The sequence below is a fragment of the Enterobacter cloacae complex sp. 418I7 genome (assembly GCF_050030705.1).
Taxonomy (GTDB): Bacteria; Pseudomonadota; Gammaproteobacteria; order Enterobacterales; family Enterobacteriaceae; genus Enterobacter; species Enterobacter intestinihominis.
The window spans coordinates 3,213,452-3,235,202 of sequence record NZ_JBLGUU010000001.1; the positions used below are offsets into that span (position 1 = coordinate 3,213,452).

Annotated in this window: 20 protein-coding genes and 6 tRNA genes; 16 read left to right on the forward strand and 10 right to left on the reverse strand. The window is 52.6% G+C overall.

Going from position 1 to position 21,751, the window contains the following annotated elements; translation table 11 throughout:
• Nucleotides 1-70: 70 nt before the first annotated feature.
• Together mgrA and ypeC are read left to right on the forward strand one after the other, a co-directional pair.
• The gene (mgrA, locus tag ACQG0S_RS15475; protein WP_154051470.1) at nt 71-1,069 is read left to right on the forward strand and encodes an L-glyceraldehyde 3-phosphate reductase; all 999 of its coding nucleotides are present in this window, start codon (nt 71-73) and stop codon (nt 1,067-1,069) included.
• 126 nt (nt 1,070-1,195) lie between these two features.
• The gene (gene ypeC / locus ACQG0S_RS15480) at nt 1,196-1,543 is read left to right on the forward strand and encodes a DUF2502 domain-containing protein YpeC (protein WP_022648932.1); all 348 of its coding nucleotides are present in this window, start codon (nt 1,196-1,198) and stop codon (nt 1,541-1,543) included.
• Nucleotides 1,544-1,576: 33 nt separating this feature from the next.
• On the opposite strand, the gene ACQG0S_RS15485 is transcribed toward ypeC, so the two are convergent.
• On the reverse strand, nt 1,577-2,815 hold the full coding sequence (locus ACQG0S_RS15485) for an Nramp family divalent metal transporter (RefSeq protein WP_032623830.1): 1,239 nt from the start codon (nt 2,813-2,815) through the stop codon (nt 1,577-1,579).
• Between the two features lie 345 nt (nt 2,816-3,160).
• Between ACQG0S_RS15485 and nupC the strand changes: the two genes are divergently transcribed.
• Nucleotides 3,161-4,348, forward strand: a complete 1,188-nt coding sequence (gene nupC / locus ACQG0S_RS15490) for a nucleoside permease NupC (protein WP_022648934.1) — start codon at nt 3,161-3,163, stop codon at nt 4,346-4,348.
• A gap of 45 nt (nt 4,349-4,393) precedes the next feature.
• Here the strand turns inward: nupC and ACQG0S_RS15495 are convergent, their stop codons facing one another.
• The 3 genes from ACQG0S_RS15495 to ACQG0S_RS15505 form a co-directional block, all read right to left on the reverse strand.
• On the reverse strand, nt 4,394-6,583 hold the full coding sequence (locus tag ACQG0S_RS15495; protein ID WP_426750563.1) for an EAL domain-containing protein: 2,190 nt from the start codon (nt 6,581-6,583) through the stop codon (nt 4,394-4,396).
• A 210-nt stretch (nt 6,584-6,793) separates the two neighbouring features.
• Nucleotides 6,794-6,869, reverse strand: a tRNA-Ala gene (locus ACQG0S_RS15500).
• A 41-nt stretch (nt 6,870-6,910) separates the two neighbouring features.
• Nucleotides 6,911-6,986 (reverse strand) — tRNA-Ala (locus tag ACQG0S_RS15505).
• Between the two features lie 217 nt (nt 6,987-7,203).
• On the opposite strand from ACQG0S_RS15505, the gene ACQG0S_RS15510 reads away from it, so the two are divergent.
• Nucleotides 7,204-7,566, forward strand: coding sequence for a YfeC-like transcriptional regulator (locus tag ACQG0S_RS15510; protein WP_022648936.1), 363 nt, complete (start codon nt 7,204-7,206; stop codon nt 7,564-7,566).
• A 1-nt stretch (nt 7,567) separates the two neighbouring features.
• The gene (locus ACQG0S_RS15515; protein WP_032622330.1) at nt 7,568-7,954 is read left to right on the forward strand and encodes a YfeC-like transcriptional regulator; all 387 of its coding nucleotides are present in this window, start codon (nt 7,568-7,570) and stop codon (nt 7,952-7,954) included.
• A gap of 51 nt (nt 7,955-8,005) precedes the next feature.
• Here the strand turns inward: ACQG0S_RS15515 and gltX are convergent, their stop codons facing one another.
• The gene (gltX, locus tag ACQG0S_RS15520; protein ID WP_022648938.1) at nt 8,006-9,421 is read right to left on the reverse strand and encodes a glutamate--tRNA ligase; all 1,416 of its coding nucleotides are present in this window, start codon (nt 9,419-9,421) and stop codon (nt 8,006-8,008) included.
• 258 nt (nt 9,422-9,679) lie between these two features.
• Here gltX and ACQG0S_RS15525 point away from each other — a divergent pair.
• The 5 genes from ACQG0S_RS15525 to ACQG0S_RS15545 all read left to right on the forward strand — a co-directional run bounded on the left by ACQG0S_RS15525 (nt 9,680) and on the right by ACQG0S_RS15545 (nt 10,536).
• Nucleotides 9,680-9,755 (forward strand) — tRNA-Val (locus ACQG0S_RS15525).
• Between the two features lie 41 nt (nt 9,756-9,796).
• Nucleotides 9,797-9,872: transfer RNA gene (locus tag ACQG0S_RS15530), tRNA-Val, on the forward strand.
• Between the two features lie 29 nt (nt 9,873-9,901).
• Nucleotides 9,902-9,977 (forward strand) — tRNA-Val (locus ACQG0S_RS15535).
• Between the two features lie 4 nt (nt 9,978-9,981).
• Nucleotides 9,982-10,057: transfer RNA gene (locus tag ACQG0S_RS15540), tRNA-Lys, on the forward strand.
• A 137-nt stretch (nt 10,058-10,194) separates the two neighbouring features.
• Nucleotides 10,195-10,536, forward strand: a complete 342-nt coding sequence (locus ACQG0S_RS15545; RefSeq protein ID WP_022648939.1) for a FlxA-like family protein — start codon at nt 10,195-10,197, stop codon at nt 10,534-10,536.
• Here the strand turns inward: ACQG0S_RS15545 and ACQG0S_RS15550 are convergent.
• On the reverse strand, nt 10,527-11,468 hold the full coding sequence (locus ACQG0S_RS15550) for a LysR family transcriptional regulator (RefSeq protein WP_022648940.1): 942 nt from the start codon (nt 11,466-11,468) through the stop codon (nt 10,527-10,529). The genes ACQG0S_RS15545 and ACQG0S_RS15550 overlap by 10 nt on opposite strands.
• An 89-nt stretch (nt 11,469-11,557) precedes the next feature.
• Here ACQG0S_RS15550 and ACQG0S_RS15555 point away from each other — a divergent pair, with 89 nt between their 5' ends.
• Nucleotides 11,558-12,553, forward strand: coding sequence for a bile acid:sodium symporter family protein (locus ACQG0S_RS15555; protein ID WP_038421494.1), 996 nt, complete (start codon nt 11,558-11,560; stop codon nt 12,551-12,553).
• On the opposite strand, the gene ACQG0S_RS15560 is transcribed toward ACQG0S_RS15555, so the two are convergent.
• The 3 genes from ACQG0S_RS15560 to zipA all read right to left on the reverse strand — a co-directional run bounded on the left by ACQG0S_RS15560 (nt 12,550) and on the right by zipA (nt 15,846).
• Nucleotides 12,550-12,765, reverse strand: a complete 216-nt coding sequence (locus tag ACQG0S_RS15560; protein ID WP_003861328.1) for a DUF3820 family protein — start codon at nt 12,763-12,765, stop codon at nt 12,550-12,552. The genes ACQG0S_RS15555 and ACQG0S_RS15560 overlap by 4 nt on opposite strands.
• 1 nt (nt 12,766) lies before the next feature.
• Nucleotides 12,767-14,782 carry an NAD-dependent DNA ligase LigA gene (gene ligA, locus ACQG0S_RS15565; protein WP_032623825.1) on the reverse strand — a complete coding sequence of 672 codons (2,016 nt, stop codon included), beginning with the start codon at nt 14,780-14,782 and terminating at the stop codon, nt 12,767-12,769.
• A gap of 68 nt (nt 14,783-14,850) precedes the next feature.
• Nucleotides 14,851-15,846 (reverse strand): cell division protein ZipA, encoded by a 996-nt coding sequence (gene zipA, locus ACQG0S_RS15570; protein WP_048965748.1) that lies wholly within the window; start codon nt 15,844-15,846, stop codon nt 14,851-14,853.
• Between the two features lie 229 nt (nt 15,847-16,075).
• On the opposite strand from zipA, the gene cysZ reads away from it, so the two are divergent.
• The 5 genes from cysZ (at nt 16,076) to crr (ending at nt 20,867) form a co-directional block, all read left to right on the forward strand.
• Entirely contained in the window at nt 16,076-16,837 is a 762-nt protein-coding gene (gene cysZ / locus ACQG0S_RS15575) for a sulfate transporter CysZ (RefSeq protein ID WP_426750566.1), read from the forward strand.
• Between the two features lie 163 nt (nt 16,838-17,000).
• Complete coding sequence (gene cysK / locus ACQG0S_RS15580; RefSeq protein WP_006811453.1) at nt 17,001-17,972, forward strand: cysteine synthase A; 972 nt, start codon at nt 17,001-17,003, stop codon at nt 17,970-17,972.
• A 317-nt stretch (nt 17,973-18,289) separates the two neighbouring features.
• Nucleotides 18,290-18,547, forward strand: coding sequence for a phosphocarrier protein Hpr (ptsH, locus tag ACQG0S_RS15585; protein ID WP_000487600.1), 258 nt, complete (start codon nt 18,290-18,292; stop codon nt 18,545-18,547).
• Between the two features lie 45 nt (nt 18,548-18,592).
• Nucleotides 18,593-20,320, forward strand: a complete 1,728-nt coding sequence (ptsI, locus tag ACQG0S_RS15590) for a phosphoenolpyruvate-protein phosphotransferase PtsI (protein ID WP_022648945.1) — start codon at nt 18,593-18,595, stop codon at nt 20,318-20,320.
• Between the two features lie 43 nt (nt 20,321-20,363).
• Entirely contained in the window at nt 20,364-20,867 is a 504-nt protein-coding gene (gene crr, locus ACQG0S_RS15595; RefSeq protein ID WP_022648946.1) for a PTS glucose transporter subunit IIA, read from the forward strand.
• Nucleotides 20,868-20,911: 44 nt separating this feature from the next.
• On the opposite strand, the gene pdxK is transcribed toward crr, so the two are convergent.
• Nucleotides 20,912-21,748 (reverse strand): pyridoxine/pyridoxal/pyridoxamine kinase, encoded by an 837-nt coding sequence (gene pdxK / locus ACQG0S_RS15600; protein WP_048965749.1) that lies wholly within the window; start codon nt 21,746-21,748, stop codon nt 20,912-20,914.
• Nucleotides 21,749-21,751 lie beyond the last annotated feature (3 nt).

Here is a 21,751-nt window from a genome sequence, read left to right on the forward strand (position 1 = left end):
ATGCTCATTTTCTTCAGGTTAGTGTAAACGCATACACTGATTTTTCTTTCCAGCGCCAGAGGTCTCGCTCATGGGTTATCAACCTGACAAAAATCGTTACCAAACAATGCAATATCGCCGCTGTGGACAAAGCGGCCTCAAGCTTCCCGCCATCTCGCTGGGGCTTTGGCATAATTTTGGCGACGCGACGCTGCTCGAAAACAGCCGTCAACTTTTACAGCGCGCCTTCGATTTGGGTATTACACATTTTGACCTTGCTAATAATTACGGCCCACCTCCTGGTTCAGCCGAACGCAACTTCGGGCGCATCCTGCAGGAGGATTTCCTGCCCTGGCGCGATGAGCTAATCATCTCCACCAAAGCGGGCTACACCATGTGGGACGGGCCTTACGGCGACTGGGGCTCGCGTAAATATCTGATTTCCAGCCTGGACCAGAGCCTCATGCGTATGGGGCTGGAGTACGTTGATATCTTCTATCACCACCGCCCCGATCCACAAACGCCGCTACGTGAAACGATGAAAGCGCTTGACCATGTGGTGCGCCAGGGCAAAGCGCTGTACATCGGCCTGTCCAACTACCCGGCAGAACTGGCGCGGCAGGCGATTGAAATACTGGAGGATCTGGGCACGCCCTGTCTAATCCACCAGCCGAAGTACTCCATGTTTGAACGTGCGCCTGAAGAGGGGTTGCTGGACGTGTTGCAGCAAAATGGGGTGGGATGTATCCCCTTCTCTCCCCTGGCGGGCGGACAGTTGACCGATCGCTATCTGAACGGCATCCCGGCAGATTCTCGCGCAGCAAGCGGCAGTAAGTTCCTTAATCCGGAACAGGTCACCGACAAAAAGCTGGAAAAGGTACGCAAGCTGAATGCGCTGGCGGAAAAACGGGGGCAAAAGCTTTCGCAAATGGCACTGGCCTGGATCCTGCGCCACGATGCGGTGACATCCGTGCTCATCGGCGCAAGCAAAACCGGACAAATTGATGATGCTGCAGGCATGCTTGAAAATCGTCATTTCTCCGCAGAAGAGCTGAAGACGATAGAAGCGATCCTGTCCAGTTCAGATTAAAAACACTTTTAGCAAAAAGTGCTCTCGTTCATGATTTAGGAGTTGAGGCGATGAAACGAATGTTTACCAACTCGTAAAATTGCGTTAACAGGTCGCACAGCGGCCCCGATCGTGAAGGAGAAGAGTATGTTCAGGTCACTGATTCTTGCAGCGGTACTACTGGCTTCGGCCCCGCTGGTCGCCAATGCGGGCGAAATCACCCTGTTGCCATCGATTAAATTACAAATTGGCGATCGTGATGACTACGGCAGATACTGGGACGGTGGCTACTGGCGCGACCGTGACTACTGGCACCGACATTATGAGTGGCGTAAAAACCGCTGGTGGAAACACGATAACGGCTATCACCGTGGCTGGGATAAGCGTAAGGCCTACGAGCGCGGCTACCGCGAAGGCTGGAACGATCGTGACGACCGCCGTGGCGGCAGGGGTCACGGAAAAGGCAGAGGCCATGGTCACGGCCATCACCATTAACAGCTAAAAGGAGCCTCACGGCTCCTTTTTCTTTTACAGGCCTGCTGCTGTGCCTAACAGCAACCACATGTTTAACGCCACCACCACGACCACAATGGCCCACCCGGCGCGTTTCACCCACGTCGAATTCACCAGATCGCCCATCAGCGATTTGTTGCTGGTGAATATCAGTAGCGGCACCAGCGCCAGCGCAATACCGAAACTCAGCAGCACCTGACTCATCACCAGAATGCGGGTCGGATCCAGCCCCATCAGAATTACAATAAAGGAAGGCAGCATCGTTACCGAACGGCGAACCCACAGTGGAATATGGAAACGTACGAACCCCTGCATCACCACCTGCCCGGCCAGTGTCCCCACAACCGTAGAGGAAAGTCCCGCAGCAACCAGGCTTAAACCAAAAATAGTGGCAGCGGCATGGCTCAGCAACGGCTCCAGCGTCAGGTACGCCTGGTCGAGATCGGCAACCCCGGTATGCCCGTTAAAGTGAAACGCGGCGGCGGCAGTCGCCATCATCGCCAGATTCACAAATCCGGCAATGGTCATCGCAATTGCCACATCCCATTTCGAGGCGGAGTAGCGCTCTTTACTCGTCCCGCCGTGCAGATTTTGGGTTAAAGAAGAGTGCAGATAAATTACGTGCGGCATAATGGTCGCCCCCAGCACCCCGGCGGCCAGAAATACGGCTTCAGAGGTGGGTAACGACGGGATCACCATCCCTTTCGTCAACTGCACCAGATTCGGCTGGGAGAAAATCAGCTCAACAATATAGGCGGCAGCGACGAACAGCAGCAGGCCGCCGATGACTTTCTCCAGCGGTTTTTGTCCCCGCCTCTGGAGCATCAAAATAAGGAACGTGGCGATACCGGTCAGCACGGCGCCCTGTAGCAGGGAGACGCCCAGAATAAGCTTAAAGCCGATCGCCGCCCCGATAAACTCGGCGAGATCGGTGGCCATGGCGATAATTTCCGCCTGGACCCAGTAAAACCATACCGCCGGACGCGGATAATGATCGCGGATTTGCTCCGCCAGGTTTTTCCCGGTGGCAATACCCAGCTTCGCGGAAAGCATCTGAATCAGCATCGCCATCAGGTTGGCCCACACCACAACCCACAGCAGCTTATAGCCGAAACTGGCCCCGGCCTGAATATTGGTCGCAAAATTACCCGGATCGATGTAGCCAATCGCGGCAATGAATGCCGGTCCCATTAATGCGAACCGCAGCTTGCGTGCCGCTCTGCCGCTGCTACTCTCTACGCGACTATTCGTCATTTCTGCCTCTGGAAATATAGCCTTTGCTATGTTTTATGCTATCAAAATGAGAATGATTATCAAGTTCATTTGTAATTGTTAACATGATTACTCTGATAGCCAGGGACAATAGACAGGCAGGTGGAGCAAGGTCACAGAATGTGAAAATGCGCAGACATTTGTGAAGCGTAGCACACAAACTTAACTTTTCACTCATTTACCTAACATAACAAAAATGTATTGGTGATCACTATTTTTGAGACTCGTCACAGGATGTAACTATAGTGTGGGCTTGATCTCGTTTTCTTTGTGCTTGTTACATAGAATGTGCACGGAAATTAAACCTGCCTCATATTTGGAGCAAATATGGACCGCGTCCTTCATTTTGTCCTGGCACTCGTTGTCGTTACTGCACTCGCATTGCTGGTCAGCACTGACCGCAAAAATATTCGTATTCGCTATGTTGTCCAGCTGCTGGTCATTGAAGTTTTACTTGCGTGGTTCTTCCTGAACTCCAACGTAGGCCTCGGCTTCGTGAAAGGCTTCTCCGAAATGTTCGAAAAACTGCTCGGATTTGCCAACGACGGGACTAACTTTGTCTTTGGCAACATGAACGATCAGGGTTTGGCCTTCTTCTTCCTGAAAGTGCTCTGCCCTATCGTCTTCATCTCTGCCCTGATCGGGATCCTCCAGCACATTCGTGTTCTGCCGGTGGTTATCCGTGCAATCGGCTTCCTGTTATCGAAAGTTAATGGCATGGGCAAGCTGGAATCCTTTAACGCAGTCAGCTCGCTGATCCTGGGTCAGTCTGAGAACTTCATTGCGTATAAAGATATCCTCGGCAAGATGTCCCGTAACCGCATGTACACCATGGCGGCGACAGCAATGTCTACCGTTTCCATGTCTATCGTGGGCGCGTATATGACTATGCTGGAACCTAAATACGTGGTTGCAGCGCTGGTTCTGAATATGTTCAGCACCTTTATTGTTCTTTCGCTGATTAACCCGTACCGCGTGGATGCCAGCGAAGAGAACATTCAGATGTCAAACCTGCACGAGGGACAGAGCTTCTTCGAAATGCTGGGTGAATACATTCTGGCGGGTTTCAAGGTTGCGATTATCGTTGCCGCGATGCTGATTGGCTTTATCGCACTGATCGCTGCGCTGAACGCCCTGTTTGCGGCCGTACTTGGTATTTCGTTCCAGGGTATTCTGGGCTATATCTTCTACCCGGTCGCCTGGGTAATGGGTGTGCCCGCTCACGAAGCGTTGCAGGTGGGCAGTATCATGGCAACGAAACTGGTATCCAATGAATTCGTGGCGATGATGGATCTTCAGAAGATTGCCAGCACGCTCTCCCCGCGTGCGGAAGGGATCCTGTCCGTCTTCCTGGTCTCCTTCGCGAACTTCTCTTCCATCGGTATTATCGCTGGTGCGATTAAAGGCCTGAACGAAGAGCAAGGTAACGTCGTTTCTCGCTTTGGCCTGAAGCTGGTTTACGGTTCAACGCTGGTGAGCGTCCTGTCTGCCTCTATCGCAGCATTGGTGCTGTAATCCATATCGCTCAATGAAAACCGGGAGCCATCGCTCCCGGTTTTTTTATGTCTCCAGCGCCGTCAGGGGCAGTGGTTTACCAATCAAATAGCCCTGCAAATAATCAACGCCGTATCGCAGCAACATCTCGCGTTGTTCAGCCGATTCCACATATTCAGCCACCACACAAAGCGATTTCGTTTTTGCCATGTTGCAAATGGACTGCACGATCATCGCATCCATGCTGTCGGTGCAGATATCTTTCACGAAGCAGCCATCGATCTTAATGATATCGGCCTCCAGTCGCTTCAGGCGCTCAAAGTTGGCATAGCCGGTACCAAAGTCATCGATAGCAATGCGGAAGCCATAATCCCGCAGCTGCTGGATATTGTTGATGCTGCTTCCCGAGTCAGAGAAAGCCTGTTCCTCGGTGATCTCAATGACGATATCTTGCGGTGCAACGGCGTAGCGTTCAAAAAGCGCGATGATCTCAGCTGCAATCTCGTTCTGCATCAGCGTCAGCGGCATCAGATTAACGGAGAACCGCGTTCCGGCCCGTCCGGATGGATGACTGCGCATCCACATCAGCAATTTTTCCACCACGTTCAGGTCGAATCGGTGGCTCAGGTTGAACTGAGCAATCAGCGGAATAAAGCGGTCAGGGGTGATGATCTCACCATCACTTTCAAGACGCGAAAGGATTTCAAAGTACCCTTCTCCGCGCGCGTTGTGAATTGGCTGCGCGTAAAGATGGAGACCACCGATATCAAGGGCGCGTTTTATACGGGCCAGCATTAGCACCCTGTCCGTCGTATGACCAGAAACATCATCCAGACTGTTGGTTAACGCAAGGACGTTATGCCCGGAACAGGACTGCTCGGACAGCCAGCTCAACTGACCCAGCGTGTGATGCACGCTTTCTCCATTTGGCACTTCCCCCCAGGAGGCACCAAACTCAATGTCGAGCTCAGTCTTGTTCCAGATAATTTTACGGCTGTTCAGATGGTCAACCATAAATTGCAGACGTTCAGCCGTGCCCGGTCCCAGCAAGACCAACATCAGTTCACTGCCTGGTAACTGGAAGAGCTTCTCGTCTTTTTGCAATAACGGCTGCAGCGACGCGGTGATCATCTTTTTACAGTGCACGCGCATGAGGATGCCGTAGTGACGGCTCAGGAATTCCAGATTATCCAGACGCAAGCAGCAGACTTTGGCCTCAGGATGATGCTGTAGAAAAACTTCCAGCGAACGAATGTTAGGCAGACCGGTGAGCGGATCGGTAAGCGCCCTCTCCTGCCACCCCTGTTTCAGCCATTCACTTTTCTGATAGATCTGCGACATGTAAAGCAGGCAGATAGCGAAAGAGATGAGTACCGACAGAATAAAGGAGAGCGAGTGGCCCGATTCAACGCCATTGAGAAAATTATAATTATAGGTCAACAACATGAGCGCTGAGGCTGCCCAGAATAAAGAGATGAGCGCATAGCTCAAACGACCAATACCCAGGGTAAAAAGAATGAAAACGGTCGGCATCAAATAACCCGCAATAAACTGCGACTCAAAAGGTGCGCATAAAATAGCGATCATTGAGACCAACAGCATCAGCCACACAACGATAAATAACGCTTTTTTGTTGCAAAAGAGGGGCTTCACGCTTCGCCGCCAGAATGTTCGGGCATAGCGAGGATTAATAATCATTCTTAATGGATAATAGAACATCATGGTGAAAATCAGGGCGGCGCAAATCAGACTCTGAATATCGATAACGTTATAAATTGCAGATCCTTCGCCGAAATAGGAGGAGATTGTTACCGGGAAATCAAATAAATACCCCGCCAGATACATCGATAATTTGATGCCCACAGGCACCATAAATCCGAGCCATAAAATACGTATACCAATGTACTTATTCGGCATGCTGTGGCGCCAGCGCTTGCCCAGCATCAAACGGATAACGCCACAGGCGGCGAAGACGGAAAACGTCTGACAACATAATAAAACGATAGATTGTAGCGGGGCTAAATCAAAGTAATAAGCATTAGTAACACTAAAACTTAGCAACAAAGGAATGATTGCCCATCGTCCAAATAACAACACGATGGCGAGCATGGCGCTTAAGGGCAGCCACGCTAAATAAACATCATTTTCGTTAACGATAGCGCGCGGAGAGATATAACGGGAAAAGGGGATCGCAATCAGGCTTAGCGCCAGGGCAATCATAAATATTTTTACATTATTGTAAATTTTTCTATTCATTAATCCGGGTAATCTATTTAACCATCGTCTTATTGACCGGATCGATAATAGGTTTATTAATTGGACGAATCAAGTTTAGGTCTATTTATGGACTTAATTATTGATTTGGATTGAGGTGAGGTATAGAAAACGACGTTAATTGCAACAAAAACAGTCTAAATATTTTACAAGATATAAAAAACCCCCGTCTGACGACGAGGGTTTAAATTTTGGTGGAGCTAAGCGGGATCGAACCGCTGACCTCTTGCATGCCATGCAAGCGCTCTCCCAGCTGAGCTATAGCCCCACATGTTACTTTACCTACCGTACTCTGTTGGGTTCAGAGTTTGGTGGAGCTAAGCGGGATCGAACCGCTGACCTCCTGCATGCCATGCAGGCGCTCTCCCAGCTGAGCTATAGCCCCATCGTAAAGCTGTCATGTTGACGGGCGGCATAATATGAATTCCGCCGCACAGTGTCAACGGCAAATTCAACCTCAGCCTTTCAACCGCCGAAAAATCATGCAAATGAATCACTTTGCGAGTCTGCTCGCAGCCAGGAGTTAAGCTTGTCACGTTTTCACGTAAAACGGTGCTATAAAATGAACCACTAATTAACCCCACAGATATTCAGGAAATTGTATGATCAAGGAACGAATGACGCCAGAAGAGTTAGCCCTGCTGACTGGCTATAGCCGACAGACCATCAATAAATGGGTACGCAAAGAGGGTTGGATTACATCGCCAAAACCAGGCGTTCAGGGCGGCAAGGCGCGTCTGGTACACGTCAATGAAAAAGTGCGCGACTTTATTCGCAGCGCACGCAGGGTAACAGAGTCGCCGGAAATGCCAGAAAAGGCGTACCACGAAGGCTCGCTTCACGCCCTGCTCCTGACGCTGGCGAATGAAATGACGCCGGATGAGCAAAAGCAGATGACATCTCTGTTACTGCGGGAAGGGATTACCGGATTGTTACAACGCTTAGGGATTCGCGACCAACGCTAATATGAAAAGATTACGCAGCAAAATGACCACGGAAGAGCTGGCGGACAGTCTGGGCGTCGCCCGACAAACCGTTAATCGCTGGATACGACAGAAAGGATGGAAAACGGAGGGTATCAACGGTGTAAAAGGCGGAAGAGCGAGGGTGATATGTATTGATGCGCACGTTAAGGAGCACATCATTAGCCTTCCCGCCATTCGTAACAGTCGGGCTGTTTACCATGTGGCAGAAAGCCCTTCACTCTATGGCGTGGCGACCTCATCCAGCCTGCTTCCACAAATTATCGACTCGCTGGAAAACATGACAACTGTCGAACAGGAACGTTTGCACAAGCTGCTCGCTCGCGAAGGTTTGCAGGGTTTTCTCACGCGTCTTGGTATTGCTGAATAACAGACATAAAAAACGGCAGGTTACCCTGCCGTTATTTGTATTTCACGAGCATTACTGCTGGCTTTCGCGCTCAGCAATAAAGCCCAGCGCCTTGTTGATACGCGCAACGCTACGTGATTTGCCAATGGCATGAACGGTCACGTCCAGCGCCGGAGACTGGCCTGCCCCCGTCACCGCAACGCGCAGCGGCATACCGACTTTACCCATGCCAATTTCCAGCTCATCAGCGGTTGCCTGAATCGCGTGGTGAACATTTTCTGCAGTCCATTCGGTAATGGCTTCGAGTTTATCTCGCACCACTTCCAGCGGCTGACGCGCAACCGGACGCAGGTGTTTCTTGGCCGCATCGGCGTCGAACGCGTCAAACTCTTCATAAAAGTAGCGGCAGCTCTCGGCGATCTCTTTCAGCGTTTTGCAACGCTCGCCAAGCAGCTTCACCAGATCCGCCAGTTCAGGGCCCGTACGGGTATCGATGTTTGCCTGCTCAATGTGCCATTGCAGATAAGTCGCCACATACTCTGGCTGCATGGTATTGATGTAGTGATGGTTCAGCCACAGCAGTTTGTCAGTGTTGAACGCGCTGGCTGATTTGCTTACCGAGTTCAGAGAGAAAAGCTCGATCATCTCTTCGCGGCTGAAGATCTCCTGGTCACCATGAGCCCAGCCCAGACGTACCAGATAGTTCAGTAGCGCTTCCGGCAGATAGCCGTCATCACGGTACTGCATCACGCTCACCGCGCCATGACGTTTGGACAGCTTTTTACCGTCGTCACCGTTGATCATCGATACGTGCGCATACACCGGTACAGGCGCGTTCAGCGCTTTCAGAATGTTGATCTGACGCGGGGTGTTATTGATATGGTCTTCACCACGGATCACGTGAGTGATTTCCATATCCCAGTCGTCCACAACCACGCAGAAGTTATAGGTTGGCGAGCCGTCAGTACGACGAATGATGAGGTCATCCAGCTCCTGGTTGCTGAATTCGATCGGGCCACGGATCTGGTCATCAAAGATAACAGAGCCATCCTGCGGGTTAGCAAAACGCACTACGCAAGGCTCATCAGCAGCATGCTCGCTGTGGTCATGACGGCAACGACCGTCATAACGCGGTTTTTCGCCTTTTGCCATTTGCTCTTCGCGCAGCGCATCCAGACGCTCCCTTGAGCAGTAGCACTTATAGGCCGTGCCTGCGACCAGCATCTCGTCAATTACGGCGTTATAGCGGTCAAAACGTTTGGTCTGGAAGTATGGGCCTTCGTCCCACTCCAGATTCAGCCAGTTCATCCCATCCATAATGGCTTCAATTGCTTCCGGCGTTGAGCGCTCCAGGTCGGTGTCTTCAATACGCAGCACAAACTCACCTTTGTTGTGGCGTGCGAAAAGCCAGGAGTAGAGAGCAGTACGTGCACCACCGACATGCAGATAGCCTGTCGGGCTCGGCGCGAAGCGAGTTTTGATTTTCATGAAATGGCCTTACGTTATAAAGATGCCGGTAATCGGCAAATCCTGGGAAGAAAACAATGGGCAATATTCTATCACTGTGGGCCGATTCCTCAATGTCGATCACTTTATCCGGTTCGAGATTGCTGTTTTTGTTTAGAAATCATGCACCACAGTCCGTTTTGCGATCGTTTTGACTAATTTTACGACGAACGAATAAAAACTTTAGAAAATGCGTTGACTCATTTTCAACTCTCCCTATAATGCGACTCCACACAGCGGGGGTGATTAGCTCAGTTGGTAGAGCATCTCCTTTACACGGAGGGGGTCGGCGGTTCGAGCCCGTCATCACCCACCATCTACTTCGGTAGACTCGCAGTGTAGATAAGAATTGAGATTGGGCGATTAGCTCAGTTGGTAGAGCATCTCCTTTACACGGAGGGGGTCGGCGGTTCGAGCCCGTCATCGCCCACCATTCTCACCTTATCGTAGCAGTTCCGAAATGGGCGATTAGCTCAGTTGGTAGAGCATCTCCTTTACACGGAGGGGGTCGGCGGTTCGAGCCCGTCATCGCCCACCATTTCGGGTCGTTAGCTCAGTTGGTAGAGCAGTTGACTTTTAATCAATTGGTCGCAGGTTCGAATCCTGCACGACCCACCAATGTAAAAAAGCGCCCTAAAGGCGCTTTTTTGCTATCTGCGATATAGCACATCCCCATTACAGCCAAACCGCTTGTTTTACTCAAGCTCACGCCTTCTTTGCCGATACCTCTATTTTATGGCGAAAAGGATCTCAATATGACAACTCTTAAGCCCGTTTCTCTGTCGGCGATGGAAATCGGCAGCGTAGATAACAGCTCCGGCGGAAACGACATTGCTTCCCAGATCACCCGTCTGACCAAACAGATAACGAAAGTCACTCAGCAACTTAAAGAAGTCGCCATGGGTGATGCCACAGCGGAAGAAAAGCAAAAGCAGCAAGAATTGCTCGAATCTCAGCTGGCTATGTTGCAGGCACAGCTGGCGCAATTGCAGCGTCAGCAGGCAGAAGAGGCGATGCCAAAACAGGAAAGCGGTCAGGCCGTGGCGGAAGGCGTCAATAAACCCTCCGCAGAACATCAGATTGATATCTATATCTGATCATTGGTTTCGTTAAAAAGTGGATCGCGCGTGCGGGCCTCCATCAGACGCCTGGCCTGCATACGCACCACATCCCAGCAGGCATGAGCCGCTCCGGAAAGAGACCTGTTTTTACGGCGTACCAGCATCAGCTGGCGTTCAATACAGGGCAGGAAACGCTTCACCGTTAAACGACTTCCCTGCGGCAGTGGCAGCGCCAGCGCAGGCAGAACGCTGATCCCAATCCCCGCTTCGACCATGGGGAAGAGCGTGGCAGGATGCCCAATCTCCTGCACAATGGTTGCCTTTACGCCCTGTGCGGCCAGTGCGGCATCTATCAGCGGGCGGCTACCTGATGCATAATCCTGTAACACCAGGTTTGCCCCCTGTAAGGCTTGCCAGGCCACCTGCGACAGCGATGCCAGAGGATCATCATCGCGGCAGAGCAATAAAAAGGGTTCCGAGAGTACCACTTCACATTCCAGGTCGCTTACCGCTCCGGGATCAATAACAATCCCGAAATCCACATCCCCCTGACGAATACTCTCCAGTACCCACTGCTGCGGCCTGTCGTGCAAAACAAAATCGATATCCGGATAGCGGTGATTACTTTCAGCGATGCACTGGGGAATAAGATGCGCCGAAATCGTCTGGCTCGCCGCCACTCTCACGGTACCGGAAAGCTGTTGTCCAAGCCGTCCGACGTCTCTCAGCGTACTGTTCAGTTCATCAAGCAGCCTTTCCAGACGCGTTGCCAGCTGATGTCCCGCTTCGGTGAGCACCACTTCGCGCGTCGTGCGGTCGAGCAGTTTCACGCCGGTTTGAGTTTCCAGCTCTTTCACGCTATGGCTCACCGCCGACTGGCTGAGGCCAATCATCTCCCCAGCCCGACTGAAGCTGCGGGCCTGCGCGACGGTGACGAAAACACGAAGCTGACGTAGTGAATAATTCATCTGTTTAATTCATGAATAGATGCAATAAATCAATTTTATTTCTCAAAGGGAAGAAAGCACAATAGCGGCATCTGTTTTCAGGAGTGATTATGAAACTTTTTCGTATCCTTGATCCGTTTACGCTGACCCTGATTGGTGTCGTCTTGCTGGCCTCGTTCTTCCCGGCGCGGGGCGGTTTCGTTCCGGTCATTGAAGGGCTGACCACGGCAGCCATTGCCCTGTTGTTCTTTATGCATGGCGCCAAACTCTCCCGGGAAGCCATTATTGCAGGCGGTAGCCACTGGCGACTGCACCTCTGGGTAATGTGCAGCACCTTTATCCTCTTCCCTGTTCTGGGCGTGCTGTTTGCCTGGTGGGCGCCGGTGAATGTCGATCCGGCACTCTATACCGGTTTCCTTTATCTGTGCATTTTGCCGGCCACCGTGCAGTCTGCTATTGCCTTTACCTCGCTGGCGGGCGGCAACGTCGCGGCGGCGGTCTGTTCTGCTTCGGCTTCCAGCCTGCTCGGGATCTTTGTTTCACCGCTGCTGGTCGGTCTGCTGATGAACATGCACGGTGCAGAAGGTAATCTGGAGCAGGTGGGTAAAATTTGTCTGCAACTGCTACTGCCGTTTGTGCTCGGACACTTATCCCGCCCCTGGATTGGGGCGTTTGTGGCGAAACACAAAAAATGGATCGGGAAAACGGACCAAAGCTCCATTCTGCTGGTGGTTTACACGGCCTTCAGCGAAGCCGTGGTGAACGGCATCTGGCACAGGGTGGGCGCAGGATCGCTGCTGTTTATTGTGGTGGTAAGCCTTGTTCTGCTGACCATTGTGATCGCGGTTAACGTCTTTGTGGCCCGCAAATGCGGCTTCAATAAGGCCGATGAAATCACCATCGTATTCTGTGGATCGAAAAAGAGCCTGGCCAACGGGATCCCGATGGCCAATATTCTGTTCCCGACGTCGGTCATTGGGATGATGGTACTGCCGCTGATGATTTTCCATCAGATCCAGCTGATGGTGTGTGCGGTACTGGCGCGGCGTTACAAGGCACAGACTGAAAAGCTGGCGCAGGAAGAGACCCGCGCCGCGAAAGTTTAAGGACGTTTCAGGGGCTGCACCAGCTGGGTCAGCCCCTCTGTTTTGATCAGTAATGTGATAGCCATCAGCTCGCCAAGACGCCCGGCAGGAAACTCATCCTTACGGGCAAACCACAGCAGATATTCTTCCGGTAAATCAATCAGCCTGCGGCCCTTATATTTACCGAACGGCATCTCCGTATTGGCGATCTCAACGAGCTGCTCTTTTTCCACATCACTCTCCTAAAAGGCGCATCATTTCCGCTTCATCGATCACCTCGATGCCGAGCTCCTGCGCTTTTGCCAGCTTCGAACCGGCCGCTTCCCCGGCGATCACCAGGTCGGTTTTCTTTGACACGCTTCCCGCCACTTTTGCCCCAAGCGCCACCAGGCGCGCTTTCGCGTCATCACGCGAGAGCTGGCTCAGACTGCCGGTCAGCACCACCGTTTTACCGGCAAACGGGCTGTCGATCTCTTCTGCATTAACCACTACCGGTGCGGGCCAGTGAATGCCCTGTTCCAGTAATTTACCGATCACTTCACGGTTGCTCTCTTCGGCGAAGAAGTTGAAGACGTGGGTAGCGACCACTATACCAACGTCAGGGACTTTCTGTAGTTCGTCGATGGTGGCTTTCTCAAGAGCCTCCAGCGTGCCGAAATACGCCGCCAGCCCTGCCGCCGTCGCCTCTCCGACTTCACGAATGCCGAGCGCGTAAAGGAAACGGGCAAAGGTAGTATTTTTGGCCGCCTCAAGCGCATTGACCACGTTCTGGGCAGATTTCGGCCCCATACGATCAAGACCGGTCAGCTTACCTGCCGTCAGGGTAAAGAGGTCCGCTGGCGTATGGACATACTCTTTCTCAACTAACTGGTCGATGATCTTGTCACCCATTCCGTCGACGTCCATCGCCCGGCGGGAGACAAAGTGCTTCAGGGACTCTTTACGCTGCGCGCCGCAGATTAACCCGCCCGTACAGCGCGTTACCGCTTCACCTTCCACGCGCTCAACGTCCGAACCACATACCGGACAATGGGCAGGAAACTCGATGGCACGGGTATCGGCAGGACGTTCTGATTCCACTACGTTAACCACCTGCGGGATCACATCGCCCGCGCGGCGAATCACCACTTTGTCACCAATTCGCAGCCCCAGACGGGCAATTTCATCGGCGTTATGCAGCGTAGCGTTACTGACCAGCACGCCAGCCACCTGCACAGGCTCCAGACGCGCCACAGGCGTAATCGCACCCGTACGTCCTACCTGAAATTCCACGTCGCGAACGAAGGTCATCTGCTCCTGCGCCGGGAACTTAAAGGCCACTGCCCAGCGTGGCGCCCGGGCAACAAAACCCAACTGTTCCTGCAATGCCAGGGAGTTAACCTTGATCACTACGCCATCAATATCAAACCCAAGCGTGGGACGATCTTCTTCAACCTTGTGATAGAACGCCAGCACCGCCTCTGGAGAGTCGCAAAGCTGCACGCGGTTGCTTACCGGCAAACCCCACTCTTTGAACTGCATTAAACGACCCAGGTGGGTATCCGGCAGGTCACCGCCTTCCAGGATCCCGACGCCGTAGCAGAAGAAAGTAAGCGGTCGCTTCGCGGTGATACGCGGATCGAGCTGGCGCAGCGAACCTGCCGCCGCGTTACGCGGGTTTGCAAACACTTTACCCCCGGTACGACGCGCTTCTTCATTGATCTTCTCAAACCCCGCCTGCGGAAGGAAAACTTCCCCGCGCACTTCCAGCCGCGCAGGAATGTTATCGCCACGCAGCTTCAGCGGGATCGCACGAATGGTGCGCACATTGGTGGTGATGTCTTCCCCGGTGGTGCCGTCGCCGCGCGTTGCGGCACGTACCATCACGCCGTTCTCATAAAGAATGCTGACGGCCAGACCATCCAGTTTTAGCTCGCAGCACCAGCTCAGATTGTCGACGCTCTTCAGGCGATCCTGCACGCGCTTGTTGAAAGCCAGAAAACTCTCTTCATCAAACACGTTATCCAGCGACAGCATCGGCACTTCGTGGCGCACCTGGCTGAAAGCACCCAGCGGTTCCGCGCCGACGCGCTGCGTTGGGGAATCGGGCGTAATCAGTTCGGGGTGCTGCGCTTCCAGCTCGCGCAGTTCACGCATCAGGCGGTCATATTCCGCATCCGGTACTTCCGGTGCGTCCATAACATGATAGAGATATTCATGATGGCGAAGCGTGGTTCGCAGTTCAGTAAGTTGTTGTTCGATTGAGTCCATATCGCACCATCAATGAGAAAAACCCCCGACAGGCGGGGGTTGAGGAGGAGTTGAAGTAAACGCGACGATTACGCGTTAGCTTCCTTAACTTCGCGGATGCGGTCCTGATATTCGCGCAGTTTCTGCGGCGTCATCATACGACGCTGATCGTCGAGCACAACACCGCCCACTTCATCGGCGATGTGCTGAGCGGACTGTAGCATCAGCTTAAAGTTTTGCAGCTCGTCACCGTAGGACGGCACCTGCATAAAGATCGTAACCCCAGGCGTGACGAAATCACCGGTCATTTCCGGGTCAAACGTGCCTGGATTGACCATATTGGCCAGGCTGAACAGCGCCGGACCGCTGCCGTCAGGACTCAGGTGGCGATGGAAAATATTCATGTCGCCGAACTTGAAGCCTGCCTGTTGGATGCTGTTAAGCAGCACGTCACCGTTCAGATGGGTGCCATGATGAGCAGCCACATTCATGATGATTACCGCTTCTTTACGCTGCGGCTTTTCAACAACCGGTTCTGGCTCAACAACAGGCTCTGGCTCAACGCGCGGAGCGGGCTGTGGCGCAGGCGGTGCAGATTCAGGCTGCGGTTGTTCTACCGGCTGCGGCTGTTGCACTGGCTGTGGCTGATGCACTGGCTGTGCAGGCTGTTGCACAGGTTGCTGCTGTACAGGCTGTGGCGCAACGGGCTGCTGTTGCACAGGCTGCTTCGACGGATGACGAACAGGTTCTTCCACTGGCGGCGGCGCTGGCTGGCGCGGCTGGGCAGAGGCATACGGTGGTTGATACTGGTGCTGCGGAGCGCGGGGAGCTTCATGCTCTCCATGCGCTGCGCCGGGCGCAGTATTGACCCGATGAACACGAACTTCACCCACGCCGTCGTCGTCAAGACCGTCGATGTCGTCTTCAACGTCATCGTCTTCGCGACTGGACTTCATGCGCTTCAGTGGACGATCGCGAAACATAGAGGAACGCTCTTTACGGCTGGTCCAGAAACCATGTACCAGTAAAGCGATTATGGCGATCGCGCCAACAATGATTAATATCAGACGCAAATCCTGCATCATTATATTCTCTGTTGTTCTAACACCTTGCCACCACGGCAAACATTTACTCACTAAGAGTATTTGCCGTTTACGTCAAGTGCAAGTGTATGCAGAGCATTCACAGCATAAAGATGAACTAAATCGTGCTTTTTGCTGGTTTTTCGAACATTTCCGAACTGGTCATTGGCCCGTAACTGGATAATATAGGCGGGCAATTCCACTGGTTGTGTAAAAAGGAGTACAGCCTGGTATGGTTTCAACATCTTCTTCTGCCCCACGTAGCGGGGTCTGGTACTTTTCTCAGGGCTGGAAACTGGTCTCCCTGCCGGGCATTCGACGCTTCGTTGTTTTGCCGTTACTGATCAACATTATTCTGATGGGGGGCGCGTTCTGGTGGCTGTTCACCAGACTGGAAAGCTGGATCCCTTCCCTGATGAGCTATGTGCCGGACTGGTTACAGTGGTTGGACTACCTGCTCTGGCCGATTGCGGTTATCTCCGTGCTGCTGGTTTTCGGCTATTTCTTTTCGACGATAGCTAACTGGATAGCCGCGCCGTTCAACGGTCTGCTGGCCGAACAGCTGGAAGCGCGCCTGACCGGTGCGGCGCCGCCTGACACGGGCGTACTGGGGATCGTGAAAGATGTCCCCCGCATCATGAAGCGCGAATGGCAGAAGTTTGCGTGGTACCTGCCGCGGGCGATTGTGCTGCTCATCCTTTATTTTGTACCCGGGATCGGCCAGACGGTCGCACCCGTGCTGTGGTTCCTGTTCAGCGCCTGGATGCTTGCTATCCAGTACTGTGATTATCCGTTCGATAACCACAAAGTGCCGTTTAAAGAGATGCGCACTGCCCTGCGCACTCAGAAGGTTGCCAATATGCAGTTTGGTGCCCTTACCAGCCTGTTCACCATGATCCCTTTCCTGAATCTGTTCATCATGCCCGTTGCCGTTTGCGGCGCGACGGCGATGTGGGCGGACTGCTACCGTGCTAAGCACGCGTTATGGAAGTAATGCAAAAATGTGTAAAAGAGGGGTGGCTTATGCCGCCCCTTATTCCATACTGATCCCCATTATTTCCTTGCAGCATATAGATATGCGATTTCCTTACTTCCCCATACCTGTTCAACAGGTATGCTGGGTCGGTATCCCAATTTCATACAGTTAAGGACAGGCCATGAGTAAGATTTATGAAGACAACTCGCTGACTATCGGTCATACGCCCCTGGTTCGACTGAACCGTATCGGTAATGGACGCATTCTGGCGAAGGTCGAATCTCGTAACCCAAGCTTCAGCGTTAAATGCCGTATCGGTGCGAATATGATTTGGGATGCTGAAAAGCGTGGCGTGCTGAAACCTGGCGTTGAGCTGGTTGAACCCACCAGCGGCAATACCGGTATCGCCCTGGCCTATGTTGCGGCGGCGCGCGGCTATAAGCTGACGCTGACTATGCCTGAAACCATGAGTATTGAGCGCCGTAAGCTGCTGAAAGCGTTGGGTGCGAATCTGGTCCTCACGGAAGGCGCGAAAGGCATGAAGGGCGCGATTCAGAAGGCCGAAGAAATCGTCGCCAGCGATCCTGCAAAGTATCTGCTGCTCCAGCAGTTCAGCAACCCGGCCAACCCGGAAATTCATGAGAAAACCACCGGCCCGGAAATCTGGGAAGATACCGACGGTCAGGTTGATGTGTTTATCTCCGGCGTAGGCACCGGCGGTACGCTGACCGGGGTGTCTCGCTATATTAAAGGCACGAAAGGTAAAAAAGATCTGATTACCGTTGCCGTTGAGCCAACCGACTCTCCGGTTATCGCTCAGGCGCTGGCAGGCGAAGAGATCAAACCAGGTCCGCACAAAATCCAGGGTATCGGCGCTGGCTTTATTCCAGGCAACCTCGATCTGAAGCTGATCGATAAAGTGGTCGCCATCACCAATGAAGAAGCCATCTCCACGGCGCGTCGCCTGATGGACGAGGAAGGCATTCTGGCGGGTATCTCTTCCGGTGCGGCGGTTGCTGCAGCTCTCAAACTGCTGGAAGACGAAACCTTTACCAACAAGAATATTGTGGTTATCCTACCGTCTTCGGGTGAGCGTTACTTAAGCACAGCACTGTTTGCCGATCTGTTCACAGAGAAAGAACTGCAACAGTGATGCCAGTATGTTAAAAACGCGTAAAAAAGCACCTTTTCAGGTGCTTTTTTGTGGCCTGCTTCAAAGTTTTACCCCTCCTGGCATTGCTTCACCCCGTTGGGTCTGGTATTTAAACCAGCAATTATTTTGATGCGCGAAATTAATCGGTGAACGAAATAGCGCTGCTGAATCGATTTTATGATTTGGTTCAAGTCTTGCTTTCACTGCATAATGTTTAATGACGATTGAAACGTCAGCGCTAACTATACAGGCTAAAGTTAAGTCGCCAGGCTAGACTTTAGTTCCACAACACTAAACCTATAAGTTGGGGAAATACAATGTTCCAGCAAGAAGTTACCATTACCGCTCCGAACGGTCTGCACACCCGCCCTGCTGCTCAGTTTGTTAAAGAAGCGAAAGGCTTCACTTCTGAAATCACTGTGACTTCCAACGGCAAAAGCGCTAGCGCAAAAAGCCTGTTCAAGCTGCAAACTCTGGGTCTGACTCAGGGTACCGTTGTTACCATCTCCGCTGAAGGTGAAGACGAGCAGAAAGCAGTTGAGCATCTGGTTAAGCTGATGGCTGAACTCGAGTAAGTTTACCGGGTTCTTTTCAATATCAGTCACAAGTAAGGTAGGGTTATGATTTCAGGCATTTTAGCATCCCCGGGTATCGCTTTCGGCAAAGCATTGCTGCTGAAAGAAGACGAAATCGTCATTGACCGGAAAAAAATTTCTGCCGACAAGGTTGATCAGGAAGTTGAACGTTTTCTGAGCGGTCGTGCCAAGGCATCTGCGCAACTGGAAGCGATTAAAACTAAAGCTGGCGAAACTTTCGGTGAAGAAAAAGAAGCCATCTTCGAAGGGCACATTATGCTGCTCGAAGATGAGGAGCTGGAGCAGGAAATCATAGCCCTGATTAAAGATAAAGGCATGACGGCCGACGCGGCTGCGCATGAAGTTATCGAAGGTCAGGCAACTGCCCTGGAAGAACTGGACGATGAATACCTGAAAGAGCGTGCGGCTGACGTACGTGACATCGGTAAGCGCCTGCTGCGCAACATCCTGGGTCTGGCCATCATCGATCTGAGCGCGATTCAGGACGAAGTCATCCTGGTTGCCGCTGACCTGACCCCGTCTGAAACCGCACAGCTGAACCTGAACAAGGTGCTGGGTTTCATTACTGATGCAGGTGGACGTACCTCCCACACCTCTATCATGGCGCGTTCTCTGGAGCTGCCAGCCATCGTGGGTACCGGTAGCGTCACCTCGCAGGTGAAAAACGACGACTATCTGATTCTGGATGCCGTAAACAACGTGGTTTACGTCAACCCAACTAACGATGTGATCGAGCAGCTGCGTTCCGTTCAGGAGCAGGTTGCTACCGAGAAAGCGGAACTCGCTAAACTGAAAGATCTGCCAGCCATCACGCTGGACGGCCATCAGGTTGAAGTGTGCGCTAACATCGGTACCGTACGTGACGTTGACGGCGCTGAACGCAACGGTGCGGAAGGTGTTGGTCTGTATCGTACTGAATTCCTGTTCATGGACCGCGACGCCCTGCCAACGGAAGAAGAGCAGTTTGCAGCGTACAAAGCGGTTGCGGAAGCGTGCGGCTCGCAGGCCGTTATCGTCCGCACCATGGATATCGGTGGCGACAAAGAGCTGCCGTACATGAACTTCCCGAAAGAAGAGAACCCGTTCCTGGGCTGGCGTGCCGTGCGTATCGCCATGGATCGCAAAGAGATCCTGCGTGACCAGGTTCGCGCTATCCTGCGTGCATCCGCTTTCGGTAAGCTGCGCATCATGTTCCCGATGATCATCTCTGTTGAAGAAGTGCGTGCACTGAAGAAAGAGATTGAAATCTACAAGCAGGAACTGCGTGACGAAGGTAAAGCATTTGACGAGTCAATCGAGATCGGCGTGATGGTGGAAACACCGGCAGCCGCGACCATTGCACGTCATTTAGCCAAAGAAGTTGATTTCTTTAGTATCGGTACCAATGATTTAACGCAGTACACCCTGGCAGTTGACCGTGGTAATGATATGATTTCACATCTCTACCAGCCAATGTCGCCGTCTGTACTGAATTTGATCAAGCAAGTTATTGATGCTTCTCATGCAGAAGGTAAATGGACTGGCATGTGTGGTGAGCTTGCAGGCGACGAACGTGCTACACTTCTGTTGCTGGGTATGGGTCTGGACGAATTCTCTATGAGCGCCATTTCCATCCCGCGCATCAAGAAGATTATCCGTAACACGAACTTCGAAGATGCGAAGGTATTAGCAGAGCAGGCTCTTGCTCAACCGACAACGGACGAGTTAATGACGCTGGTTAACAAGTTCATTGAAGAAAAAACAATCTGCTAATCCACGAGATGCGGCCCAAATTACTGCTTAGGAGATAAGTCTAATGGGTTTATTTAGTAAACTGTTCGGTGACAAAAGCAATAGCGACTCCGGAACTATTGAGATTGTTGCTCCGCTCTCCGGCGAGATCGTCAATATCGAAGACGTGCCGGATGTAGTGTTTGCTGAGAAAATCGTTGGTGATGGCATTGCTATCAAACCAACTGGCAACAAAATGGTTGCTCCAGTTGACGGTACCATTGGTAAGATTTTTGAAACCAACCATGCGTTCTCTATCGAATCCGATAGCGGTATCGAACTGTTCGTTCACTTCGGTATCGACACCGTTGAACTGAAAGGCGAAGGCTTCAAACGTATCGCGGAAGAAGGCCAGCGTGTTAAAGTTGGCGACCCTGTAATTGAATTCGATCTGCCACTGCTGGAAGAAAAAGCGAAGTCTACCCTGACTCCGGTTGTTATCTCCAACATGGACGAAATCAAAGAGCTGATCAAACTGTCTGGCAGCGTTACCGTGGGTGAAACCCCGGTTATCCGCATCAAGAAGTAATTCTTGCCGCACGGTAAAATGGCGCCTTCGGGCGCCATTTTTGTTTATGCAGGCAGAATAAGCTCGTCGTAGCCTTTCGACTGCGTATAGATCATCACGTCAGTCACCCTGTCGCCCGCCATGCGAATGGCGTCGGCCACGGTTTTACCACGGACGATACCGCTCACCAGCTCCGAACAGAACAGATCCCCCGTCCCTTTCAGGTCCGTCTCAACGCGCGGGTGTGCGCTTACGGTAACGCCCTCCTCGCTCACCAGCACGACGTGGATATTTTGCGGATCGTCAGCCACTGGCGCGCTGGTGATCGCCACCCATTTAAGCGTGTCAGACAGCAGCCCCTGCGCGGCGGCAATGGCGCTCTCCGGAGTACGGCACGGTTTGCCGCTCAGCACTTCCAGCTCAAACACGTTGGGCGTAATGCCCTGAGCCAGCGGGAGCAGGTGCTCACGGTAGGCTTCAGGAATATCCGGCTTCACGTACATCCCGCTGTCGATGTCTCCGATTACCGGGTCGACCAGCACCAGCAGATCGGGATGTTGCACTTTGATCGCCTTCAGCCACTGCGCCAGCAGCACGATCTGGCTGGCGCTGCCCATATAGCCGGTAGTGACCGCTTTTAGCTCGCGCAGGATCTCGCGCTCTTCCAGCGCCTTCAGGTAGCCGCTGAACCACTCGTCCGGGATCACCCCGCCGTAGAAGGTGTCGTAGTGTGGCGTATTGCTGAACAGCACCGTCGGCACGGCGGTAACGTTCAGTCGATGGGTGCGAATATTTGGCACCGCGATGCTGTTTCCCACACTGCCGTACACCACCTGCGACTGAACGGCGACAATATCGGTTTGCTGCGCCCGGGTGTTATCCCGGAATAAAATCATCTCCATGAC

What these genes read in the sequence shown, in the direction of transcription:
- mgrA (WP_154051470.1), top strand. Translation starts at nt 71, where the DNA reads ATGGGTTATCAACCTGACAAAAATCGTTACCAAACAATGCAATATCGC.
- ypeC (WP_022648932.1), top strand. Translation starts at nt 1,196, where the DNA reads ATGTTCAGGTCACTGATTCTTGCAGCGGTACTACTGGCTTCGGCCCCG.
- ACQG0S_RS15485 (WP_032623830.1), bottom strand. Translation starts at nt 2,815, where the DNA reads ATGACGAATAGTCGCGTAGAGAGTAGCAGCGGCAGAGCGGCACGCAAG.
- nupC (WP_022648934.1), top strand. Translation starts at nt 3,161, where the DNA reads ATGGACCGCGTCCTTCATTTTGTCCTGGCACTCGTTGTCGTTACTGCA.
- ACQG0S_RS15495 (WP_426750563.1), bottom strand. Translation starts at nt 6,583, where the DNA reads ATGAATAGAAAAATTTACAATAATGTAAAAATATTTATGATTGCCCTG.
- ACQG0S_RS15510 (WP_022648936.1), top strand. Translation starts at nt 7,204, where the DNA reads ATGATCAAGGAACGAATGACGCCAGAAGAGTTAGCCCTGCTGACTGGC.
- ACQG0S_RS15515 (WP_032622330.1), top strand. Translation starts at nt 7,568, where the DNA reads ATGAAAAGATTACGCAGCAAAATGACCACGGAAGAGCTGGCGGACAGT.
- gltX (WP_022648938.1), bottom strand. Translation starts at nt 9,421, where the DNA reads ATGAAAATCAAAACTCGCTTCGCGCCGAGCCCGACAGGCTATCTGCAT.
- ACQG0S_RS15545 (WP_022648939.1), top strand. Translation starts at nt 10,195, where the DNA reads ATGACAACTCTTAAGCCCGTTTCTCTGTCGGCGATGGAAATCGGCAGC.
- ACQG0S_RS15550 (WP_022648940.1), bottom strand. Translation starts at nt 11,468, where the DNA reads ATGAATTATTCACTACGTCAGCTTCGTGTTTTCGTCACCGTCGCGCAG.
- ACQG0S_RS15555 (WP_038421494.1), top strand. Translation starts at nt 11,558, where the DNA reads ATGAAACTTTTTCGTATCCTTGATCCGTTTACGCTGACCCTGATTGGT.
- ligA (WP_032623825.1), bottom strand. Translation starts at nt 14,782, where the DNA reads ATGGACTCAATCGAACAACAACTTACTGAACTGCGAACCACGCTTCGC.
- zipA (WP_048965748.1), bottom strand. Translation starts at nt 15,846, where the DNA reads ATGATGCAGGATTTGCGTCTGATATTAATCATTGTTGGCGCGATCGCC.
- cysZ (WP_426750566.1), top strand. Translation starts at nt 16,076, where the DNA reads ATGGTTTCAACATCTTCTTCTGCCCCACGTAGCGGGGTCTGGTACTTT.
- cysK (WP_006811453.1), top strand. Translation starts at nt 17,001, where the DNA reads ATGAGTAAGATTTATGAAGACAACTCGCTGACTATCGGTCATACGCCC.
- ptsH (WP_000487600.1), top strand. Translation starts at nt 18,290, where the DNA reads ATGTTCCAGCAAGAAGTTACCATTACCGCTCCGAACGGTCTGCACACC.
- ptsI (WP_022648945.1), top strand. Translation starts at nt 18,593, where the DNA reads ATGATTTCAGGCATTTTAGCATCCCCGGGTATCGCTTTCGGCAAAGCA.
- crr (WP_022648946.1), top strand. Translation starts at nt 20,364, where the DNA reads ATGGGTTTATTTAGTAAACTGTTCGGTGACAAAAGCAATAGCGACTCC.
- pdxK (WP_048965749.1), bottom strand. Translation starts at nt 21,748, where the DNA reads ATGGAGATGATTTTATTCCGGGATAACACCCGGGCGCAGCAAACCGAT.